The organism is Albibacterium bauzanense, from assembly GCF_004339765.1.
GTDB lineage: Bacteria > Bacteroidota > Bacteroidia > Sphingobacteriales > Sphingobacteriaceae > Albibacterium > Albibacterium bauzanense.
On sequence record NZ_SMGO01000003.1, the window covers coordinates 351,210 to 367,215 of the forward strand.

11 protein-coding genes are annotated in these 16,006 nt (G+C 35.5%); 3 read left to right on the forward strand and 8 right to left on the reverse strand.

All coding sequences use genetic code 11. The features are described from left to right. Window positions 1–5 precede the first annotated feature (5 nt). The 5 genes from C8N28_RS12845 to cobA all read right to left on the reverse strand — a co-directional run bounded on the left by C8N28_RS12845 (window position 6) and on the right by cobA (window position 5,661). Entirely contained in the window at window positions 6–1,643 is a 1,638-nt protein-coding gene (locus C8N28_RS12845) for a sialidase family protein (RefSeq protein ID WP_132225538.1), read from the reverse strand. A 113-nt stretch (window positions 1,644–1,756) separates the two neighbouring features. Continuing rightward, window positions 1,757–2,449, reverse strand: a complete 693-nt coding sequence (locus tag C8N28_RS12850; RefSeq protein ID WP_132225540.1) for a FadR/GntR family transcriptional regulator — start codon at window positions 2,447–2,449, stop codon at window positions 1,757–1,759. A gap of 190 nt (window positions 2,450–2,639) precedes the next feature. After that, entirely contained in the window at window positions 2,640–3,746 is a 1,107-nt protein-coding gene (locus C8N28_RS12855) for a TlpA disulfide reductase family protein (RefSeq protein ID WP_132225542.1), read from the reverse strand. A 16-nt stretch (window positions 3,747–3,762) separates the two neighbouring features. Further along, window positions 3,763–4,368, reverse strand: coding sequence for a TlpA family protein disulfide reductase (locus C8N28_RS12860; RefSeq protein ID WP_246012822.1), 606 nt, complete (start codon window positions 4,366–4,368; stop codon window positions 3,763–3,765). Between the two features lie 531 nt (window positions 4,369–4,899). Continuing rightward, window positions 4,900–5,661: a uroporphyrinogen-III C-methyltransferase gene (gene cobA / locus C8N28_RS12865; protein WP_132225545.1), complete on the reverse strand. Its 762-nt coding sequence runs from the start codon at window positions 5,659–5,661 to the stop codon at window positions 4,900–4,902. A gap of 199 nt (window positions 5,662–5,860) precedes the next feature. Between cobA and nirB the strand changes: the two genes are divergently transcribed. From nirB to C8N28_RS12880, 3 genes are read left to right on the forward strand one after another with little or no spacing between them, the layout of a single operon-like run. Continuing rightward, window positions 5,861–8,374, forward strand: coding sequence for a nitrite reductase large subunit NirB (nirB, locus tag C8N28_RS12870; RefSeq protein ID WP_132225547.1), 2,514 nt, complete (start codon window positions 5,861–5,863; stop codon window positions 8,372–8,374). 21 nt (window positions 8,375–8,395) lie between these two features. Beyond that, window positions 8,396–8,752: a nitrite reductase small subunit NirD gene (gene nirD, locus C8N28_RS12875; RefSeq protein ID WP_132225549.1), complete on the forward strand. Its 357-nt coding sequence runs from the start codon at window positions 8,396–8,398 to the stop codon at window positions 8,750–8,752. 4 nt (window positions 8,753–8,756) lie between these two features. Then, the gene (locus C8N28_RS12880) at window positions 8,757–9,572 is read left to right on the forward strand and encodes a formate/nitrite transporter family protein (RefSeq protein WP_132225551.1); all 816 of its coding nucleotides are present in this window, start codon (window positions 8,757–8,759) and stop codon (window positions 9,570–9,572) included. A gap of 60 nt (window positions 9,573–9,632) precedes the next feature. Here the strand turns inward: C8N28_RS12880 and C8N28_RS12885 are convergent, their stop codons facing one another. From C8N28_RS12885 to C8N28_RS12895, 3 genes are read right to left on the reverse strand one after another with little or no spacing between them, the layout of a single operon-like run. Further along, window positions 9,633–10,598, reverse strand: coding sequence for a metallophosphoesterase (locus C8N28_RS12885; RefSeq protein ID WP_132225553.1), 966 nt, complete (start codon window positions 10,596–10,598; stop codon window positions 9,633–9,635). 48 nt (window positions 10,599–10,646) lie between these two features. Continuing rightward, window positions 10,647–12,458, reverse strand: a complete 1,812-nt coding sequence (locus tag C8N28_RS12890) for a RagB/SusD family nutrient uptake outer membrane protein (RefSeq protein ID WP_132225555.1) — start codon at window positions 12,456–12,458, stop codon at window positions 10,647–10,649. A gap of 50 nt (window positions 12,459–12,508) precedes the next feature. Continuing rightward, entirely contained in the window at window positions 12,509–15,901 is a 3,393-nt protein-coding gene (locus C8N28_RS12895) for a SusC/RagA family TonB-linked outer membrane protein (RefSeq protein ID WP_246012823.1), read from the reverse strand. Between the last annotated feature and the right edge of the window lie 105 nt (window positions 15,902–16,006).

Consider the following 16,006-nt stretch of genomic DNA (forward strand, 5'->3'; position numbering starts at 1 on the left):
ATTATTTATTTCTTTATTATATCATCCATAGAAATTGCTTGAAAAACCATGTCGGCCTGACTACTTTCATAGAGTATACCAATAGTATTTTCATCAATATTTGCCAGACAGGAATAACCTCTACTTGATAACTCATCCAATAAAAGTCCTTTTTCCCAAGACGAACCATCGTTAAGGCTGTATTGGATGGTCATCCGATTGCGAGCAGTCATTGAATTAGGATTTGAGAATAATAAAACAGATTTATTCTCTTCATCATGATGTGAAATGATACTTGCCATACAGACCGGTTCAATTAAGGCATTATGCGAGGTAGAATGAACCTGCCAGTTTTCACCCAGATCTTTGGTTACTGCAATTGCTCTTCCATTCGTATGATCCGTAACTCCTTTATTTGAATTAGCACGCATATTCAGCATGATAGAGCCATCAGAGAGTTCTACTGCCATGCACTCCGTTGTAGATTCATTTATGGCGGGATTACTAGACTGCCAAGTCTTTCCCCCATCTTTACTATAGGTAATATTGGAGAATGCTTCACCAGTTTTATCTCTTCCTTGCGTTGGAAATACAAGTGTTCCATCCTTTAACGTAATTCCCTGCCCAGGAGCTGGCGCCCAAAGCCACCATTCTTCCTTTTTCCCCATTTCGGTAATGTTAATGGGATCTGACCAGGTCTTCCCATCATCTGTACTCTTCACAATTAGGAATTGTGAAGTCTGTTTAACTCCAAAACCTGGTTGTGAGCCTTTCGTTAACCACTGATGATTCCAGTTATTGCTCTCTTCGGTCAAGTTCTCGACCCATTTACCATCATCTCCAATCACCCCATGCATCCATAGCCCGGCGATATAAATCGCATCTGAATTTTTATCTACCAAAATACTGGCATCCGAAACTCCGTTGAACTTTTCGGGTAACCCACCCCATTTTCCCATATCAATTACTATTTGGATAGGCTCCCAGGTTTCCCCCTTATCAGTACTCCGATGAAGACCAATATCCATATTTCCTTGTAAATCTCTCGCACTTTCATATCGTGCATCAAAAACAGCCAGTAAGGTTCCTTGATTACTTGTTGCCAGTCCTGGTATTCTTGAGGTATGAACGCCATCCTGATTATGTTTCCTTACTGCAACCCCTATCCGTTGTTTAATGTTATTATTTGCCGATGGTTTATACTCTTTATTATCGATAAGAACCGACAATAAACTGGCATCAATTTCATTCAATAAATTGGCCTGTTCATTCAGTTCATAGGATAACCAAAAATAATTATCCCCACTTTTTAATTTTAAATTTCCCGACAAAACAATTTCATTATCAACATCTTCAACTATTGAGAACAACAAGGCTTTTGTTGTTTCCATATTTCCTGGAAGGGAATCCTGACCATAATAAAATAGCCGGACTCCTTTGATATCAGAAAGATTACTTGTACCATTAGTACTAATTTTAATACCGCCCAAAAACTGTCCTTCATCAGAGGTCGTAATTTTAATCCGTAAAACCGGATTTTCCTTCTTTCCCTTCAAAACCGGAATCTGCAATTGATGTTGACTAATCTTCACTTGAGGAGGCTTAACACCTAAACTTACGAACGGTGAACCAAACAACACAAATATTAATATCAGAAATCTCATCACGATTGGAATCAAGGTATTAAATGTATAACTACTCAATTACTATGTATATATGTTCTACATATTAAAGGTAAAAATAAAATATTATAAACAAAATTAAATGCTAAAAATATCTAGAAGTTTTCAAGACGATCAAAATGGGGCTTCAAATGCTCCAACATGCCTTTATTGAAATCTTCCTTCGTACCATGTTTTAGTATTTCAACAAGATCGGCATGATTAACAGTTCCTTGCGTTGGTTTATCTTCTCTTTCGGTTACATAAGCAAAAATAGGTAATAACATAATCTGAAAACGTTTAAGAGTTTCGTTTCCTGCAATTTCATACAATTTCCCATGAAAGGCTAATTCATGTTTTATACGAAACGTATTACCTATACCATCTTGATCTTTCGCAATTTTTTCTAATACGGCAATATCCTTATCTGTTTTATTACGATACAACAATTCCCCTAAGCCCATTTCGAGAACCAACCGCAATTCAAATATATCTTTCAAAGTAGTTTCATCCATGATAATTGGATCCAGTATCTTTTCAAAAGAACTTAAGATATCTGGACGAACAAAAACCATCCCACGCCTTTTCCTGGACTCAATCAGGCCCAACATTTTTAATCGGCTCAAACCTTCTCTAACAACATTCCGACTTACACCTAGAGCTTCAGCCAATTCCATTTCCTTAGGCAACGCGTCACCAGGTTGAAAGGCTGTCTTCTTTAAAAACTCCATCAGTTTGAGCTCCACTATATCAGCCATTGTGGGTGAATTAATTTTCTTCAAATCCTTTTTCAGTGCAATGGTTTTCATAAATCAAATATAGAGCAATTCTTTATATTGCTTAAGTGCAGAATAATCTAAATTCTCAAAGAATACAAAAGGTTAAAAAACCTAACGACAGTCGCCTTAGATAATTACGCTCTCACTTTTCTCCGATATATACTCTAGTATCTGCAGATTAACAATCTAGTATATCAAAAACGTCTTCTTAAATTCTTCTTTAAAGATTTTTTTCTAAGAACTGCTTCAAAGCAACTCCCCGTAAATTTTTACCAATTATTTTGCCATCTGGATTAATTAGAAATGATGTTGGAATTGCTGTGATATTATATAATTGTCCGGCTCCGCTATTCCATTGCTTAAGATCTGATAATTGTGTCCAGTCCAGCTTATCATCTTTAATCGCTTTTAGCCATGAAGCCCGATTTTCATCTAAAGAAACTCCTAATACTGTAAAACCTTTATTCTTAAATCTATGATATTGACTGACAATGTTAGGATTCTCTTCGCGACAAGGGACACACCATGAAGCCCAGAAATCTAAGAGAACATATTGACCTTTTAGATCAGATAGTTTAACGGCTTTTCCATCTGGAGTTAAAGAAGTAAAGTCAGGTGCATCTTGACCGATACTTAAAGGCTTTAATTCTTCCATATGTTTAACAAAAGATTGAACAAAAGGATTATTCGGAAATTTACTCTTTACTTCACTTGCATATTTAATTAGTTGTTCCTCATAGTTAGTTGGATCTATCGAAAACAAAAAGAGCATGCTATAAAATCCAGCAAGGTTATCTTTATTCTCATTCGAAAACTGCAGAGTCTGTTCAGATATCTTCTGAATAGAGTTAAAGCTTTTTTCCATTAGTTCATCCTGGATTACAGAAACTTCTTCTCCGCCATTTACTCTTTGTTCAAATTCATTTTGTAAAGCAGTTTGTTCTTCTTGAAACCTTTCACGGATTGCGCTAAGCTCTTGAAGTTTAGATGAAGTTTCGGATCCTTTAACAGAATATTGCGATGCGTCACTATTTAAATCAGTTTCAAATTCAACTTTATCTCCATTCTTCAGAACAAGCATATATGGCTTATATCCTATTACTAATGTATAGAGAGTAGCTTCTTTAGCTGTTTTTTCAAATTGGAACTTACCTTTGTCCAAAGTAATAGAATCAACTACAGTCTCTCCTTCATACAATAATATTTTGTTAATATCGCCTACGTTCTCAACATAGCCACTGACTATAAACTTATCGTTACTTACAGTATTACAAGATGCTAAAAGAAATAGGGAAATAATAGCCGTTAATAATAGTCTTATTTTCATTTTATATCGTATTTTATTATTCTGCAATTAATTTACTAACAAATACTTTAAACTCTTCATTGGAAAAATCCCCCATTCCTTCGTGCTTAAAAACTACTTTACCATATTTATTAAGAACCAATGTAGTTGGTATAGCTCCTCCCATATATGATGAGGGTATTGGACTTGCAGGTGTATAAACCGGTAAATCAAACTTTCTTTTATCCATAAATTTTTGTGATTTAGCAGGATTGTTATCAACATCAACCATCAAAAACATAACCTTATCGTTATCTCTAAAATTTGAATAAAGCTTATTGATAGCTGGCATTTCAGCGATACAAGGAGGGCACCACGTAGCCCAGAAGTTAATAAAGACAACCTTTCCCTTTTGATCGGAAAGTTCAATGACTTCATCTTCCATATTCCTGAATAATATTTCCTCGTTATAGGCATTAGCATTGATTTCTTCGACCAGATCTTTTGTTGATCCATCTGGTATACTTGGTTGAAATAAACCAATCTTCATTAGGTTCTGTATAACTATTCCTTTGAAATTTGGACTAAAAAGCATAGCCAATACAAAAACCATAAGGATTCCTGTAAAAATATTTGAAAGAGAAACCTTCTTCTTTAAATTCATTGTTGCGTTCATTATATAATTAGATATTCATGTAAAAGACAAATTCTCTTACATTTAATTCATTAATGCTTAAAATAGTAAAATGGAAATATAATAAGGATGGTATTATATAATGATAGATCTATTTTTCAAAAACAAAGGTATGTTATAAATAAAAAGCTTATTTCGATATTTTATATTAGAGCCTTTCCATGTATTTAAAATAGAAACAAACAGGTATAGATTTAATAAGGTTAGAAGAAACGGAAGTGGCAAACTGTTGTTATTCGTTTTTGATAAATCTAAAAAAGTTGCCTGATTTATCTTTCCTTCAAATGAACAAGAAAGATTTTCATAAACAAAAGATTTAGTATTACTTGGTTGCTTAGAACTTTCTACAATCGAAAAGGACGCGCTTGATAAAATAGTTCGAATGGGGCAAGTACCAGCCATCATGAAAAAAAGGCAAAGCAAAAGTACTATTGCTTTAACTTTATTATAAAAAGATGGAAGATGTTTGTCCATTAATTACTATGTTTCCTGCAAATTTAATTAATAAATAGCATTCAAGCCATGGTTAGTAAGTAACTTATCTAATATTTTACTATCGGTTGCTAATTCTACCACGCCTCCAATTACAATAATAGCGGGATTGCCTAATCCTTCAGTTAAAGCTGTTATGTTAAGGTCTTCCACTTTGCAGAATGCCTTCCGCTGATTTGGTAAAGATCCATTTTCAATAATACATGCCTGAATAGATCCTTTGCCGGCCTGTGAATATATTTGCGATATTTCGGCTAGCTTGCTCATGCCCATATAAATAACAATAGTTGCTTTGCTTTGAACTGCTAAATATAAGTCTGTCGACAAGGATCCGTCCCGTCGAGTGCCAGTAATAACCCAAAAACCTTCACTGATTCCACGATATGTTAATGGAATATCATTTAGACCACAGGTTTGCATGCTACTAATTCCTGGAATATAAGTAGCTTTTATACCGTTTTCTCGTGCAAATTCAAGTTCTTCAAACCCTCTACCAAAAATATAAGGGTCGCCGCCCTTCAATCTTACTACATTTCCTCTTGAAAGAGCATAAAATTTAATCAAATCGTTAATTTTTTCCTGAGTTATTGAGTTTTGATATGGTTTTTTGCCAACATACACCTTTAAACAGCTTGAATTTGCAAGACTTAACACTTCTTTACTCACTAAATTATCATATAATATTGTTTTTGCATCCTTAATTATCTTAAAAGCTTTAATTGTCAACAATTCTTTATCACCAGGGCCACATCCAACTATATAAAATTCCATATATTATTATTTATACTACAAATATTAACAACCATTATATTATTTTAATACGATTATCCAATAATTACTAAAAAATATTTAAAATACTAACAAATTTTTCAATGATTATTCAAATTATATATAAATATAATATATATTTGACATATAAAATTAATAGTTTATTGAATTATTCTATAAATAGTATAAAAAATACAATATTATGAAGCAAAATAATATAATTTTAATCGGAAACGGAATGGTAGGATACAAATTCTGCGAGAAGATGATATCCAAATCACATAATTTTAACATAACAGTTTTCGGCGAGGAATCTAGAAGAGCCTACGATCGCGTTCATTTAAGCGAATTTTTTAATGGGAAATCCTCAGAAGACTTATCTCTATGCACTAAGCAATGGTATTCTGACAGTGGAATCGAATTATATTTAAATGATCCGATCGTCAGAATTGATAGAAATAATAAAATAGTTTATTCTGCTAAGGGCAAACAATTAACATATGATTATTTAATTATAGCAACTGGTTCAGCTCCATTTGTTCCTTCGATACCTGGAATTGATAAAGACGGCGTATTCGTTTATAGAACAATTGATGATTTAAAAAAAATTCACACATATGCCTCGAGTGCCAAAAAAGGGACTGTGATTGGTGGTGGACTACTAGGACTCGAAGCCGCGAAGGCTTTGATTGATCTTGAATTAGAGGAGGCGCATGTAGTAGAGTTTGCTCCAAGACTAATGCCAAGACAAATTGATGATCAAGCTAGTGGTATACTACAAACTCAATTAAAGAATTTAGGCTTACAAATATTTCTAAACAAGGAAACTATTCAAATTGAAGGTGAAGACAGAATCCAATCATTACAATTTAGAGATGGAAGTAATCTCAAAACTGAAATGCTCATTATTTCAGCTGGAATAAGACCTAGAGATAAACTCGCTAAAGATTGCGGTCTTGAAGTTGGCAGCAGAGGTGGAGTTATAGTTAACGAATATATGCAGACTTCAGATTCAGCTGTTTTTGCGATTGGTGAATGTGCTCTGTTTGATGATAGTATTTATGGCTTGGTAGCTCCGGGCTATGAAATGGCTGATGTTGTGGTTAATAAACTAATAGGCAATCCTAAAACATTTAAGGGTTTTGACATGAGTACCAAGCTTAAACTTATTGGTGTTGATGTAGCAAGCTTTGGAGACCCTTTTATAGCTGAACCTTATTCCAGAACAATTGTGTTTGAAAACAAATTGAGAGGAATATATAAACGCATGAATATTAGTAATGACGGCAAGCACCTTCTTGGAGGAATTTTAATTGGAGACGCATCGGCTTATAACTTACTTCTACAGACAGTAACTAATAAAATCTTATTACCACCTAATCCTGAAGATTTAATCATAGAAGCCACTGAAAAGAAATCATCGGGCATTGGAGTTACCAACTTACCAGATGATGCCCTGATATGCAGTTGTGAAGGTGTCACTAAAGGCACTATATGCTCGGCTGTAACGGACCTGAAGTGCGAATCAGTTGACGCTATTAAAAAATGTACGAAGGCAGGTACTGGCTGTGGAGGATGTGTTCCGATGTTGAAGGATCTAATGCTTCACACTATGAAATTAAATGGCAAATATGTAAGAAATGTTGTATGTGAACATTTTGACTTAAGCAGACAGGAACTATACGATTTAATTAAAATACACAAACTAGATAACTACAATGACGTTTTAGACAATTTGGGTAAAGGAGATGGCTGTGAGATATGCAAGCCATTGGTGTCTTCTCTGCTTGCTAGTATATGGAATGATATGATCCTAAAGAAAGGCAATGATACGTCGCAAGATAGCAATGACCGATATCTTGCCAATATCCAAAGAGGGGGATCATATTCAGTTGTTCCAAGGATTCCCGGAGGAGAGGTCACCCCAGATAAGCTAATTGTAATCGGGAATGTAGCCAAAAAATATGGCTTATATACTAAAATTACAGGTGGTCAGCGTATTGATATGTTTGGTGCACACATGAATGATTTACCTTTTATCTGGGAAGAACTAATTGCTGCCGGCTTTGAAAGTGGTCATGCTTATGGAAAAGGTTTACGAACCGTAAAAAGCTGTGTAGGAAGCACATGGTGTCGTTTTGGCTTACATGACAGTGTAAGTTTCGCCATTCAGATAGAGGAAAGATATAAGGGATTACGAGCTCCGCATAAATACAAATCAGCTGTTAGTGGCTGCATACGTGAATGTGCTGAAGCCCAAAGCAAGGATTTCGGAATTATCGCAACAGAAAAAGGCTGGAACTTATATGTATGTGGCAATGGAGGGAGTAAACCGCAGCACGCCCAGCTGTTAGCAAGTGACATTGACAGTGAAACCTGCATCCGTTACATTGATCGGTTCTTAATGTTCTACATCAAAACTGCTGATCCTTTAACTCGTACTGCAACTTGGTTAAATAAAATGGAAGGAGGCATTGATTATCTGAGGAATGTGATTTTAAACGATAGTTTGAATATGGCTAAACAATGGGAGGATGAAATGAATCAATTCGTACAATCATATGCTTGTGAATGGAAAGCTGCAATTGAGGATCCTCAAATACGTAAAAGATTTAACCACTTTGTGAATGCTCCTGAAGAAAAGGACCCGAGTGTGAAGTTTGAAGAAATGCGCGGTCAGAAGAAAGTTGCAAACTGGTCAACAGTAACAGTATAATCAAATACAAAAACAATTACAATGGAAACAATAGTCACAGAAACAACATGGTTTGCAGCATGCAGAGTAGAAGACGTTGTAGAAAATGGAGGAGTTTGTGTTAAATACGAAAACCAACAAATTGCTTTATTCTATTTTACACGAAGAAACGAATGGTATGCAACGCAGAATGAATGTCCGCATAGAAAACAAATGGCTTTAAGCCGTGGACTGCTGGGCTCAACCGATGATGATTTAAAAGTTGCATGCCCCTTTCATAAAAAAACCTTTTCGATACGTACAGGTGAATGTCTTTCAGGAGATGAATGTTCTCTGGAAACCTTCCCTGTTAAAGTAGAAAATGGGATAGTCTATATTCAAGTACCTTTAAATAACTAATAAGATGGATTACGTAACCCCAAAAGAAGTTGCATCTACAATGATGAATGCAGCTCTAACAAAATCATCGTTATCGGTGAAAGATTTACTTATCAGAGGCAGTTTGTCAGGAGCTTTACTGGCTATTTCAGTTTGTCTGGCTTTCTTTGCCACCACACAAACCAATTTCACCTTAGCCGGAGCTATTATTTTTCCTGTTGGTTTCGTTATCATCGTTATCCTTGGCTTGGAGCTGGTAACAGGAAGCTTTGCTTTGGTACCCCTTGCTTATCTGGAAAGAAAAATAAGCATGAGGACTATGATAAAATGCTTATTTTGGGTTTTTACTGGAAATTTAATCGGTAGTGTACTCTTTGCCCTATTATATTGGGCAGCCGTTTCTGAATTAGGCACCATTGATACATTAGGTGCTATTGAAAAGATGATTGTAGCTGTTAGTGAGAAAAAGACAATTGGCTATGGACATAATGGCTTCGCTGGATTATTTACTGCTTTTGTAAAAGCAATTCTTTGTAATTGGATGGTGTGTATGGGAGTAGTAATGGCGATGACATCTAAATCTACCGTAGGAAAAATAATAGCAGCAGGTATTCCTATTTTCATGTTCTTTGCTCTCGGTTATGAACACGCAGTAGTAAATATGTTCGTTATTCCAGCCGGTATGATGTTCGGAGCTCATGTAACTATTGGAGACTGGTGGTTTTACAATCAGCTAATTGTAACGTTAGGAAACATTGTAGGTGGCTTGCTATTCACAGGAATTGCAATTTATTATACATTCAAAACAAAAGAAGAACCTCTTTCATCATTAACGAAATAAATATTAACAAAAAAGGCCACTGATCTCTTAGCGGCCTTTTTTGTTAATATTTACTCTAATCTATTTTCTTTTGAACTTTGGTTGCACAATTTCAACATTCTCTATAGAATATGTTGACCCATCCTCTTTCGTCTTCTTATAATAAGGCGAATACATTTCAGCAGAAACAGTACCTGCATCTAGATCAAAATGTAATAGACGCAAATAGCCTCCTCCCAAATCCTCATTTTGATAATTTTGAAGAACTTGATATATTTTGTTTCCATTTACTCCTTCATCTACTTTAAGAGCGGAGCTCATTACATGGCCACTTAAAACAAAACGGATATTTGGATAAAGCTTAACTAATCGATCAGAAACATATTGTGGACTAAAATCACCATACCCAGCGTTTCTATCTGCAATATCACCTTGTCCTGTTAGATAATAATGTGTCAATATGATAACATTATACTCATGATGTGCTTTAATGATATCTCCCGCCCAATTAATAGGCCCCTGACGAGGACAAAATTCTAAAGACACCACTAACCAATTAGCACCACCAGTTCTAAAGGTATAATAAGCATTATCACTCTTACCTTCTTCATACCTACCACGTTGAGCAATAAAACGAGAGGATGGAAAATAGGAATTAAATTTGGCAGTTTTACGCAGATTCTGATTAACATTTCCAGGTGCTGCACTACCATTGTATTCACCAACAGCTTCTGTATCATGATTACCAACAGCAATAGCATAAGGAATACCATCATTATCTAGTCGATCAAACTGCGAACTAATAGTTTCCCATTGCGACAAGTTGTCAAAATTAGCGACATCTCCTACATGTAGTACTATAGGAATGTTTAATTTCTCTTTATTTTCCAGTATCCAGTCAAATTGATTTTTAAACATATTGAAATTCTCATCAATAGCACTTTGTGAATCCGGAAATACAGGAATTGTAAACTTTTGTGCACGAACATCAAGTGAACAACCAAGCACAAAGAAAAGAATTAGTATACTATAGAGCTTATTTTTCATATTCATTATTTTAAAAATAAATTGTATCATAAAGATTATTGTTGATTGTTATTTATATCTAGGGTTTTCTACTAAATTAGGGTTATTTGCAGTACGCGCAAGAGTGATAGGAAGATAATAATGCTGACTTTCAAATATTGGTGGCTTTACTGCCCCATCAACGTTCAACCTTTTCTCCACTAAAAACTCACGACTCGTATAATCCAATATGTAGCGTATCCCGCTTTGGTTTCTTGATAAATAATCCTCAGCAATTCTCCAGCGTCTTAAATCCCAATAACGATGACCTTCAAAAGCTAATTCCACACGTCTTTCATTGCGAACCTGTTCAATATTCAATGAGGTTAACTCTTTAATTCCAGCTCTTCTACGTACCTGATTTAATGCGTCCAATGCTCCTCCTTCATTTCCTAAGGCATATGCTGCTTCGGCATGATTAAGCAAAATTTCGGCATACCGAAAAACAATGAAATCTTGTGTGGATCCAAAAATACCAGCAGTAGAACTATTTCCATTATCCTTCTTCTCATCTAAATACTTAAGTACGCCAAAGCCAGTTTGCGTTACCTTTTGATCACCATTTGCAAGCACTCCATTATAGGACCCAGTTGTAAGTATTGTTCCATCCTCTTTCCTAACACCATTATAGAACTCTAAATTGCGACCTTGCCATTTAGTATCCTGTGTGTAAACGGTTGCTAAAAAACGTGGGTCTTTTCCTGCCCATAACTCATCGATCGTAATCAATTTCCCTTTTAAACTTTCAAAGTCTAAAGTACCAGGTCTTCCATCAATATATTCAAAGGCTTCAGCAAATTCCAGATAGGGCGCATCATGAATACCATTAGCCCAACCATTTGGGAAAGGGCACTGAAAATAATCATAAGACCAACCTGCACCACTATAATCTTTATCACTACCGTCATGTTGAATAGCAAATATTATTTCAGAATTTCTCTTCGTCAAGAAAAGCTCCCTGAAATTTGCTGTCTTATCCGGATTTTGATCATAAAGCTGAAATCTGTTATCACCAATAATTTGAGAAGATGCTTTCATGGATTCTTGATAATATCTATTCGCCTGACTCCTTTCTATCCCAACAACTCCACCAAGCTCTACCGTACCATATTCTGCAATACTACCTGCATAAAGCGCTGCTCTGGAAATCAATGCCAAGGCTGCATAGCGTGATGGACGTCCCCAATTACTATCATCTATTTGGGAAAGGTCATTAAGTATTTCTTTTGCCTCTGAGATCACAAAATCATAGACTTCCTGTTCGGTGTTTCGTTTTGGATATAACTCTTCCTCTGGATCTGTACTTTGCTGAACTTTGGTTATCAATGGTACACCGCCATATCGCTTGACCATATAAAAATAATTAAAAGCTCTTAGAAATCTAGCTTCTGCTATTTTTTCTTTTTTAAACGTTTCACTTACTGTTGAAGATGGAAGATTTTCTATGATTTCATTCAAGGTGCGGATCACCTTATAGGGTCTTTCCCAATATTCTAGCAGCCCCCCGTTAATTTTAAGCCCATTGACTTTATATTGATAAGCATTTCCTGAAAAATTAGAAGTGGACTTTGATTCATCACTCACATTATTGACGTAAAAAATCGAGAAAAAGGGTTTACTTGAGTTCGCAACATCATCTGCTTCATTGTTCAATACTGTTGTATTGAGATATGCACCTGTTAAATACGAGTCTACAAGTTTTTCATCATTCCATACAATAGTTTCTGGAATCACATCTAATGGTTCTTTATCCAATACATTACATGTTGAAAAAATCAACATAAAGCTTGCAAGCATCCACCATCTAAAATATTTTGACTTATATGATAATTGAGTTTTCATCTATTTGTTTTTATTTACTTTTATTAATGATATCGATTTCTTGCACTTCACTAAAAAATTAATGTTAACCCAAAAGAAAGGTTACGTTGTTGAGGATAATAAAGAGACCCTCTACCTGAAGGCATCTCTGGATCCAGAGAATATTTATTGAGTGCGCTAAAAGTCAGCAAGTTTACCCCAGAAGCAAAGAAGCGTAAACTTTCAATTCCCGATGAACCCAATATCTTTTTATTTAAGGTATAGCCAATGTTTACCGATTTTAGGCGCATATAATCACCTTCAACTAACCTATAATCTGATGTCCAGCCATTTGAACCGGCACCACCTAAACGTGGAATAATCGCATTTCTATCATTATTATCCTCCGTCCATCTATTATTAAAATATTCTTCTGAATTACCATTAATCGAAGCAATCACATCAAAACCTAATGCGCCTTGCAACAGAAAGTCGAGATCAAACCCTTTATATCTAAATGAAGGATTTAAACCTACAATCCAAGTTGGAACAGTACCCTGCCCTATTTCTACCTGATCTTTCCAATCAATGACTTTATCATCGTTCATATCCAAGTATTTAACATCTCCTGGACGCAATGTACTATTGTCTCTTAAATCCTGATCGTAAGGTAAATTATCAATCTCCTCCTGACTAGTAAATAGACCATCAGATATATAGCCAAATGTGCGATCCGTCCAATTCCCTGATCGTCCATTAATCCTGTTTTGATCTAAATCAGCATACTCGGGTTCTTCGTAATGTATCCATTTAGAACGGGCCCAAGACACATTGCCTCGTATATTCCAGTTTAGTTCAGATACCTGGCCCATAGTAGCAATCATTACCTCAAAACCACGAGTATTAGTACTATTTAGGTTTTCTGAAGGAAGGGCTGATCCGAAAGAAGAAGGAAGAGTGATTAAACGATTAGCTGGAATGCCTGTACGTTCACGAAAAAAAACGTCCATGGAGCCATACAACTTACCATTCCAAAAGGAAAAATCTGTTCCCAAATTGTATATCTTCAATTTCTCCCATGTTAAGTCAGGATTCGGCAGACCTTTAGAAAGAATTCCCGGATACCTACTACTACCCCATAAGTAAGATCCACCAGTATTTTTACCACTAATATCGTATCCAGTTATATAGGCGAAATTCCCTACATTATCATTTCCTGAAGTACCATAACTAGCTCGCAATTTCAATGCATCCAAACTTTCCGAATCTTTTAAGAAATTCTCTTGCTCTAATCGCCAAGCAAGAGAAACCCCGGGGAAATAGCCCCATCTTGAAGCTGGAGGAAATTTTGCCGAAGCATCTGCACGCAAAGTTGCTTCTAAAATATATCGACTATTGAAAGTATAATTAAGACGCCCTACCCAACTCATACGGCCCATTTCGACTGTACCAGCATCATTAGTCATCCCTTCAGTACTTCCAGCCAGCATCTCATCTATTTCAGGTGTAATAAAATTAGAACGCGCTGCCGCTACAAAATCATTATAGTAATCTGTCGATTCAAATAAAGCTAATGCACTAAAATCATGTAAGTCATTGAATGTTCTATTATATGAAAGCGAACCCTGAGACAAAATTTGTCTGTCACTCGGCAAACTATACGATAAATTGGCAGTACTACCAAATGCTCCGGCATGGGTATAAACATCTGCAGCAAAATCATATTTATAGAAAGGAACTGGTTTTGAAAAATTCTTAGTAGAAGAATAATTTTGTTTATAATCTACCAAAGCTTTTGCCTGTAAACCTTCTATTTGTTGAAAGTCATACTTTAACTCAAAAACGGCACGTAAATCCTGACTTTTACGATCACTATAACCCGATAATTCTCTATCTGTAGTAATATGTGCCCCACCAGTACCTCCACCTTCTGCATAAGGTATTTTTCCTTTATCAGGAAATTCTGAAGGGTAAATAGGTAAAGTATTCCAAAAATCGCCCCAAATGTTATTATCTAGATTCCTTGTAGTATAATCCTGCATATTAATTGATGTAGATAGATCCATACGTGCAGTTAATCCGTTCGTAATAGTTGCATCAATGTTTGAACGAATATTATATCTCTGAAAACTTGCATCGCTTCGTTTAAAGAAAGTTTCTTGCTTTAGATAACCAATGGTACCGTAAAACTTTATTTTTTCACTTCCTCCCCTTACAGACAAATTATGTTGCTGTTGAGGTGACCATGTTCTAATTAATAAGTCGTACCAATCCGTATTAGGGTACTGAGGATCTCCTCCTTCATAATACTTTTGAATTTCTTCTGTGGTAAAAGGTGCAGTTGCTTCTGGTTGACCACCTTGTATATGACTCTCTCTTCGCATTTCAGCATACTGTCCGGCAGAAGCCATATGTGGCATATTGGTAATGCCTTGCCATGTCATTGAACTATTAAACGTAAGAGTCGGTTTTCCAATCTTTCCTCTTTTGGTTGTAATCAAAACGACACCATTTCCTGCTCGTGCTCCATATATCGAAGCAGAAGCATCCTTCAATACTGAAACTGATTCTATTTCATTTGTAGCGATAGAATTAATATCCCCTTCTGATCCATCAATTAATACTAGAGGACCATCAAAACCTCGAATCTTTAATGTTGCATTATCTGACCCCGGTAAACCAGTCGATTGTAATGTAATTAATCCTGGCAATTTACCAGCTAAAGTATTTGATACGGTTGCGACAGGAGTTTTTGTAATTTCATCTGCTGAGATAGAAGATACAGATCCCGCAAGATTCAATCTTTTCTGAGTACCGTAACCTACTACAACAACTTCATTCAGGTTATGTATATCTTCTTTCAAGATTACTTCCATTATGTATGTAGAAGGAACTAAAACTTCCTCCTGTTTGAAACCGAGAAAAGAAAAAACAAGAACATCTCCGGCACTAGCATTTAAAACAAATTTTCCGTCGATATCTGTAATACCAGAACTGGTCCCCCCTTTAATCTTTAGTGTAACTCCTGGCAAGGAATTTCCTTGCTCATCCATCACTATTCCTCTTACTTCTTTCTGCTGTTTTAACTCTGTTATGTTTTTCGCTTCCTCTTTGCTATTATCAAGCGTTTGATCTACGGGTGCTGTCTTACCTACAACCACATTATGATTAATTACCTCATAATCATAACCTGTATTTTTCAATAGATTACTTAATACGGTTGGAAGAGCTTCTTCTTTATATATCTGTGTTGATACTTTTAATGTACTAAGAAGATTCTTTTCATAAGAAAAATTTACACCTGTATTCGTTTCAATTTTGGCCAGTACTTCGGCCATGTTTTCATTTTCTATATTGATGGTTACATTAACTTTACTTAGGTCTTGAGCACTGCTTTCACTACTAAATACTAAACTACTAAAACCAACTATTACTATTAATATAATTGTTGTGACTCTCATAATCGCTATGATATTTTTTTTCATATTTTTGAATATTGTTAAATGGTATGATAATGCCAATTAATTATACAGCTATGCTAACAAACTTTCGACGGCAAGTTAGCTGCTGTCTTTTATTGTAGATGGGAG

What these genes read in the sequence shown, in the direction of transcription:
- C8N28_RS12885 (WP_132225553.1), bottom strand. Translation starts at nt 10,598, where the DNA reads ATGAAAAATAAGCTCTATAGTATACTAATTCTTTTCTTTGTGCTTGGT.
- C8N28_RS12880 (WP_132225551.1), top strand. Translation starts at nt 8,757, where the DNA reads ATGGATTACGTAACCCCAAAAGAAGTTGCATCTACAATGATGAATGCA.
- cobA (WP_132225545.1), bottom strand. Translation starts at nt 5,661, where the DNA reads ATGGAATTTTATATAGTTGGATGTGGCCCTGGTGATAAAGAATTGTTG.
- C8N28_RS12890 (WP_132225555.1), bottom strand. Translation starts at nt 12,458, where the DNA reads ATGAAAACTCAATTATCATATAAGTCAAAATATTTTAGATGGTGGATG.
- nirB (WP_132225547.1), top strand. Translation starts at nt 5,861, where the DNA reads ATGAAGCAAAATAATATAATTTTAATCGGAAACGGAATGGTAGGATAC.
- C8N28_RS12860 (WP_246012822.1), bottom strand. Translation starts at nt 4,368, where the DNA reads ATGAATTTAAAGAAGAAGGTTTCTCTTTCAAATATTTTTACAGGAATC.
- C8N28_RS12895 (WP_246012823.1), bottom strand. Translation starts at nt 15,901, where the DNA reads ATGAAAAAAAATATCATAGCGATTATGAGAGTCACAACAATTATATTA.
- nirD (WP_132225549.1), top strand. Translation starts at nt 8,396, where the DNA reads ATGGAAACAATAGTCACAGAAACAACATGGTTTGCAGCATGCAGAGTA.
- C8N28_RS12855 (WP_132225542.1), bottom strand. Translation starts at nt 3,746, where the DNA reads ATGAAAATAAGACTATTATTAACGGCTATTATTTCCCTATTTCTTTTA.
- C8N28_RS12845 (WP_132225538.1), bottom strand. Translation starts at nt 1,643, where the DNA reads ATGAGATTTCTGATATTAATATTTGTGTTGTTTGGTTCACCGTTCGTA.
- C8N28_RS12850 (WP_132225540.1), bottom strand. Translation starts at nt 2,449, where the DNA reads ATGAAAACCATTGCACTGAAAAAGGATTTGAAGAAAATTAATTCACCC.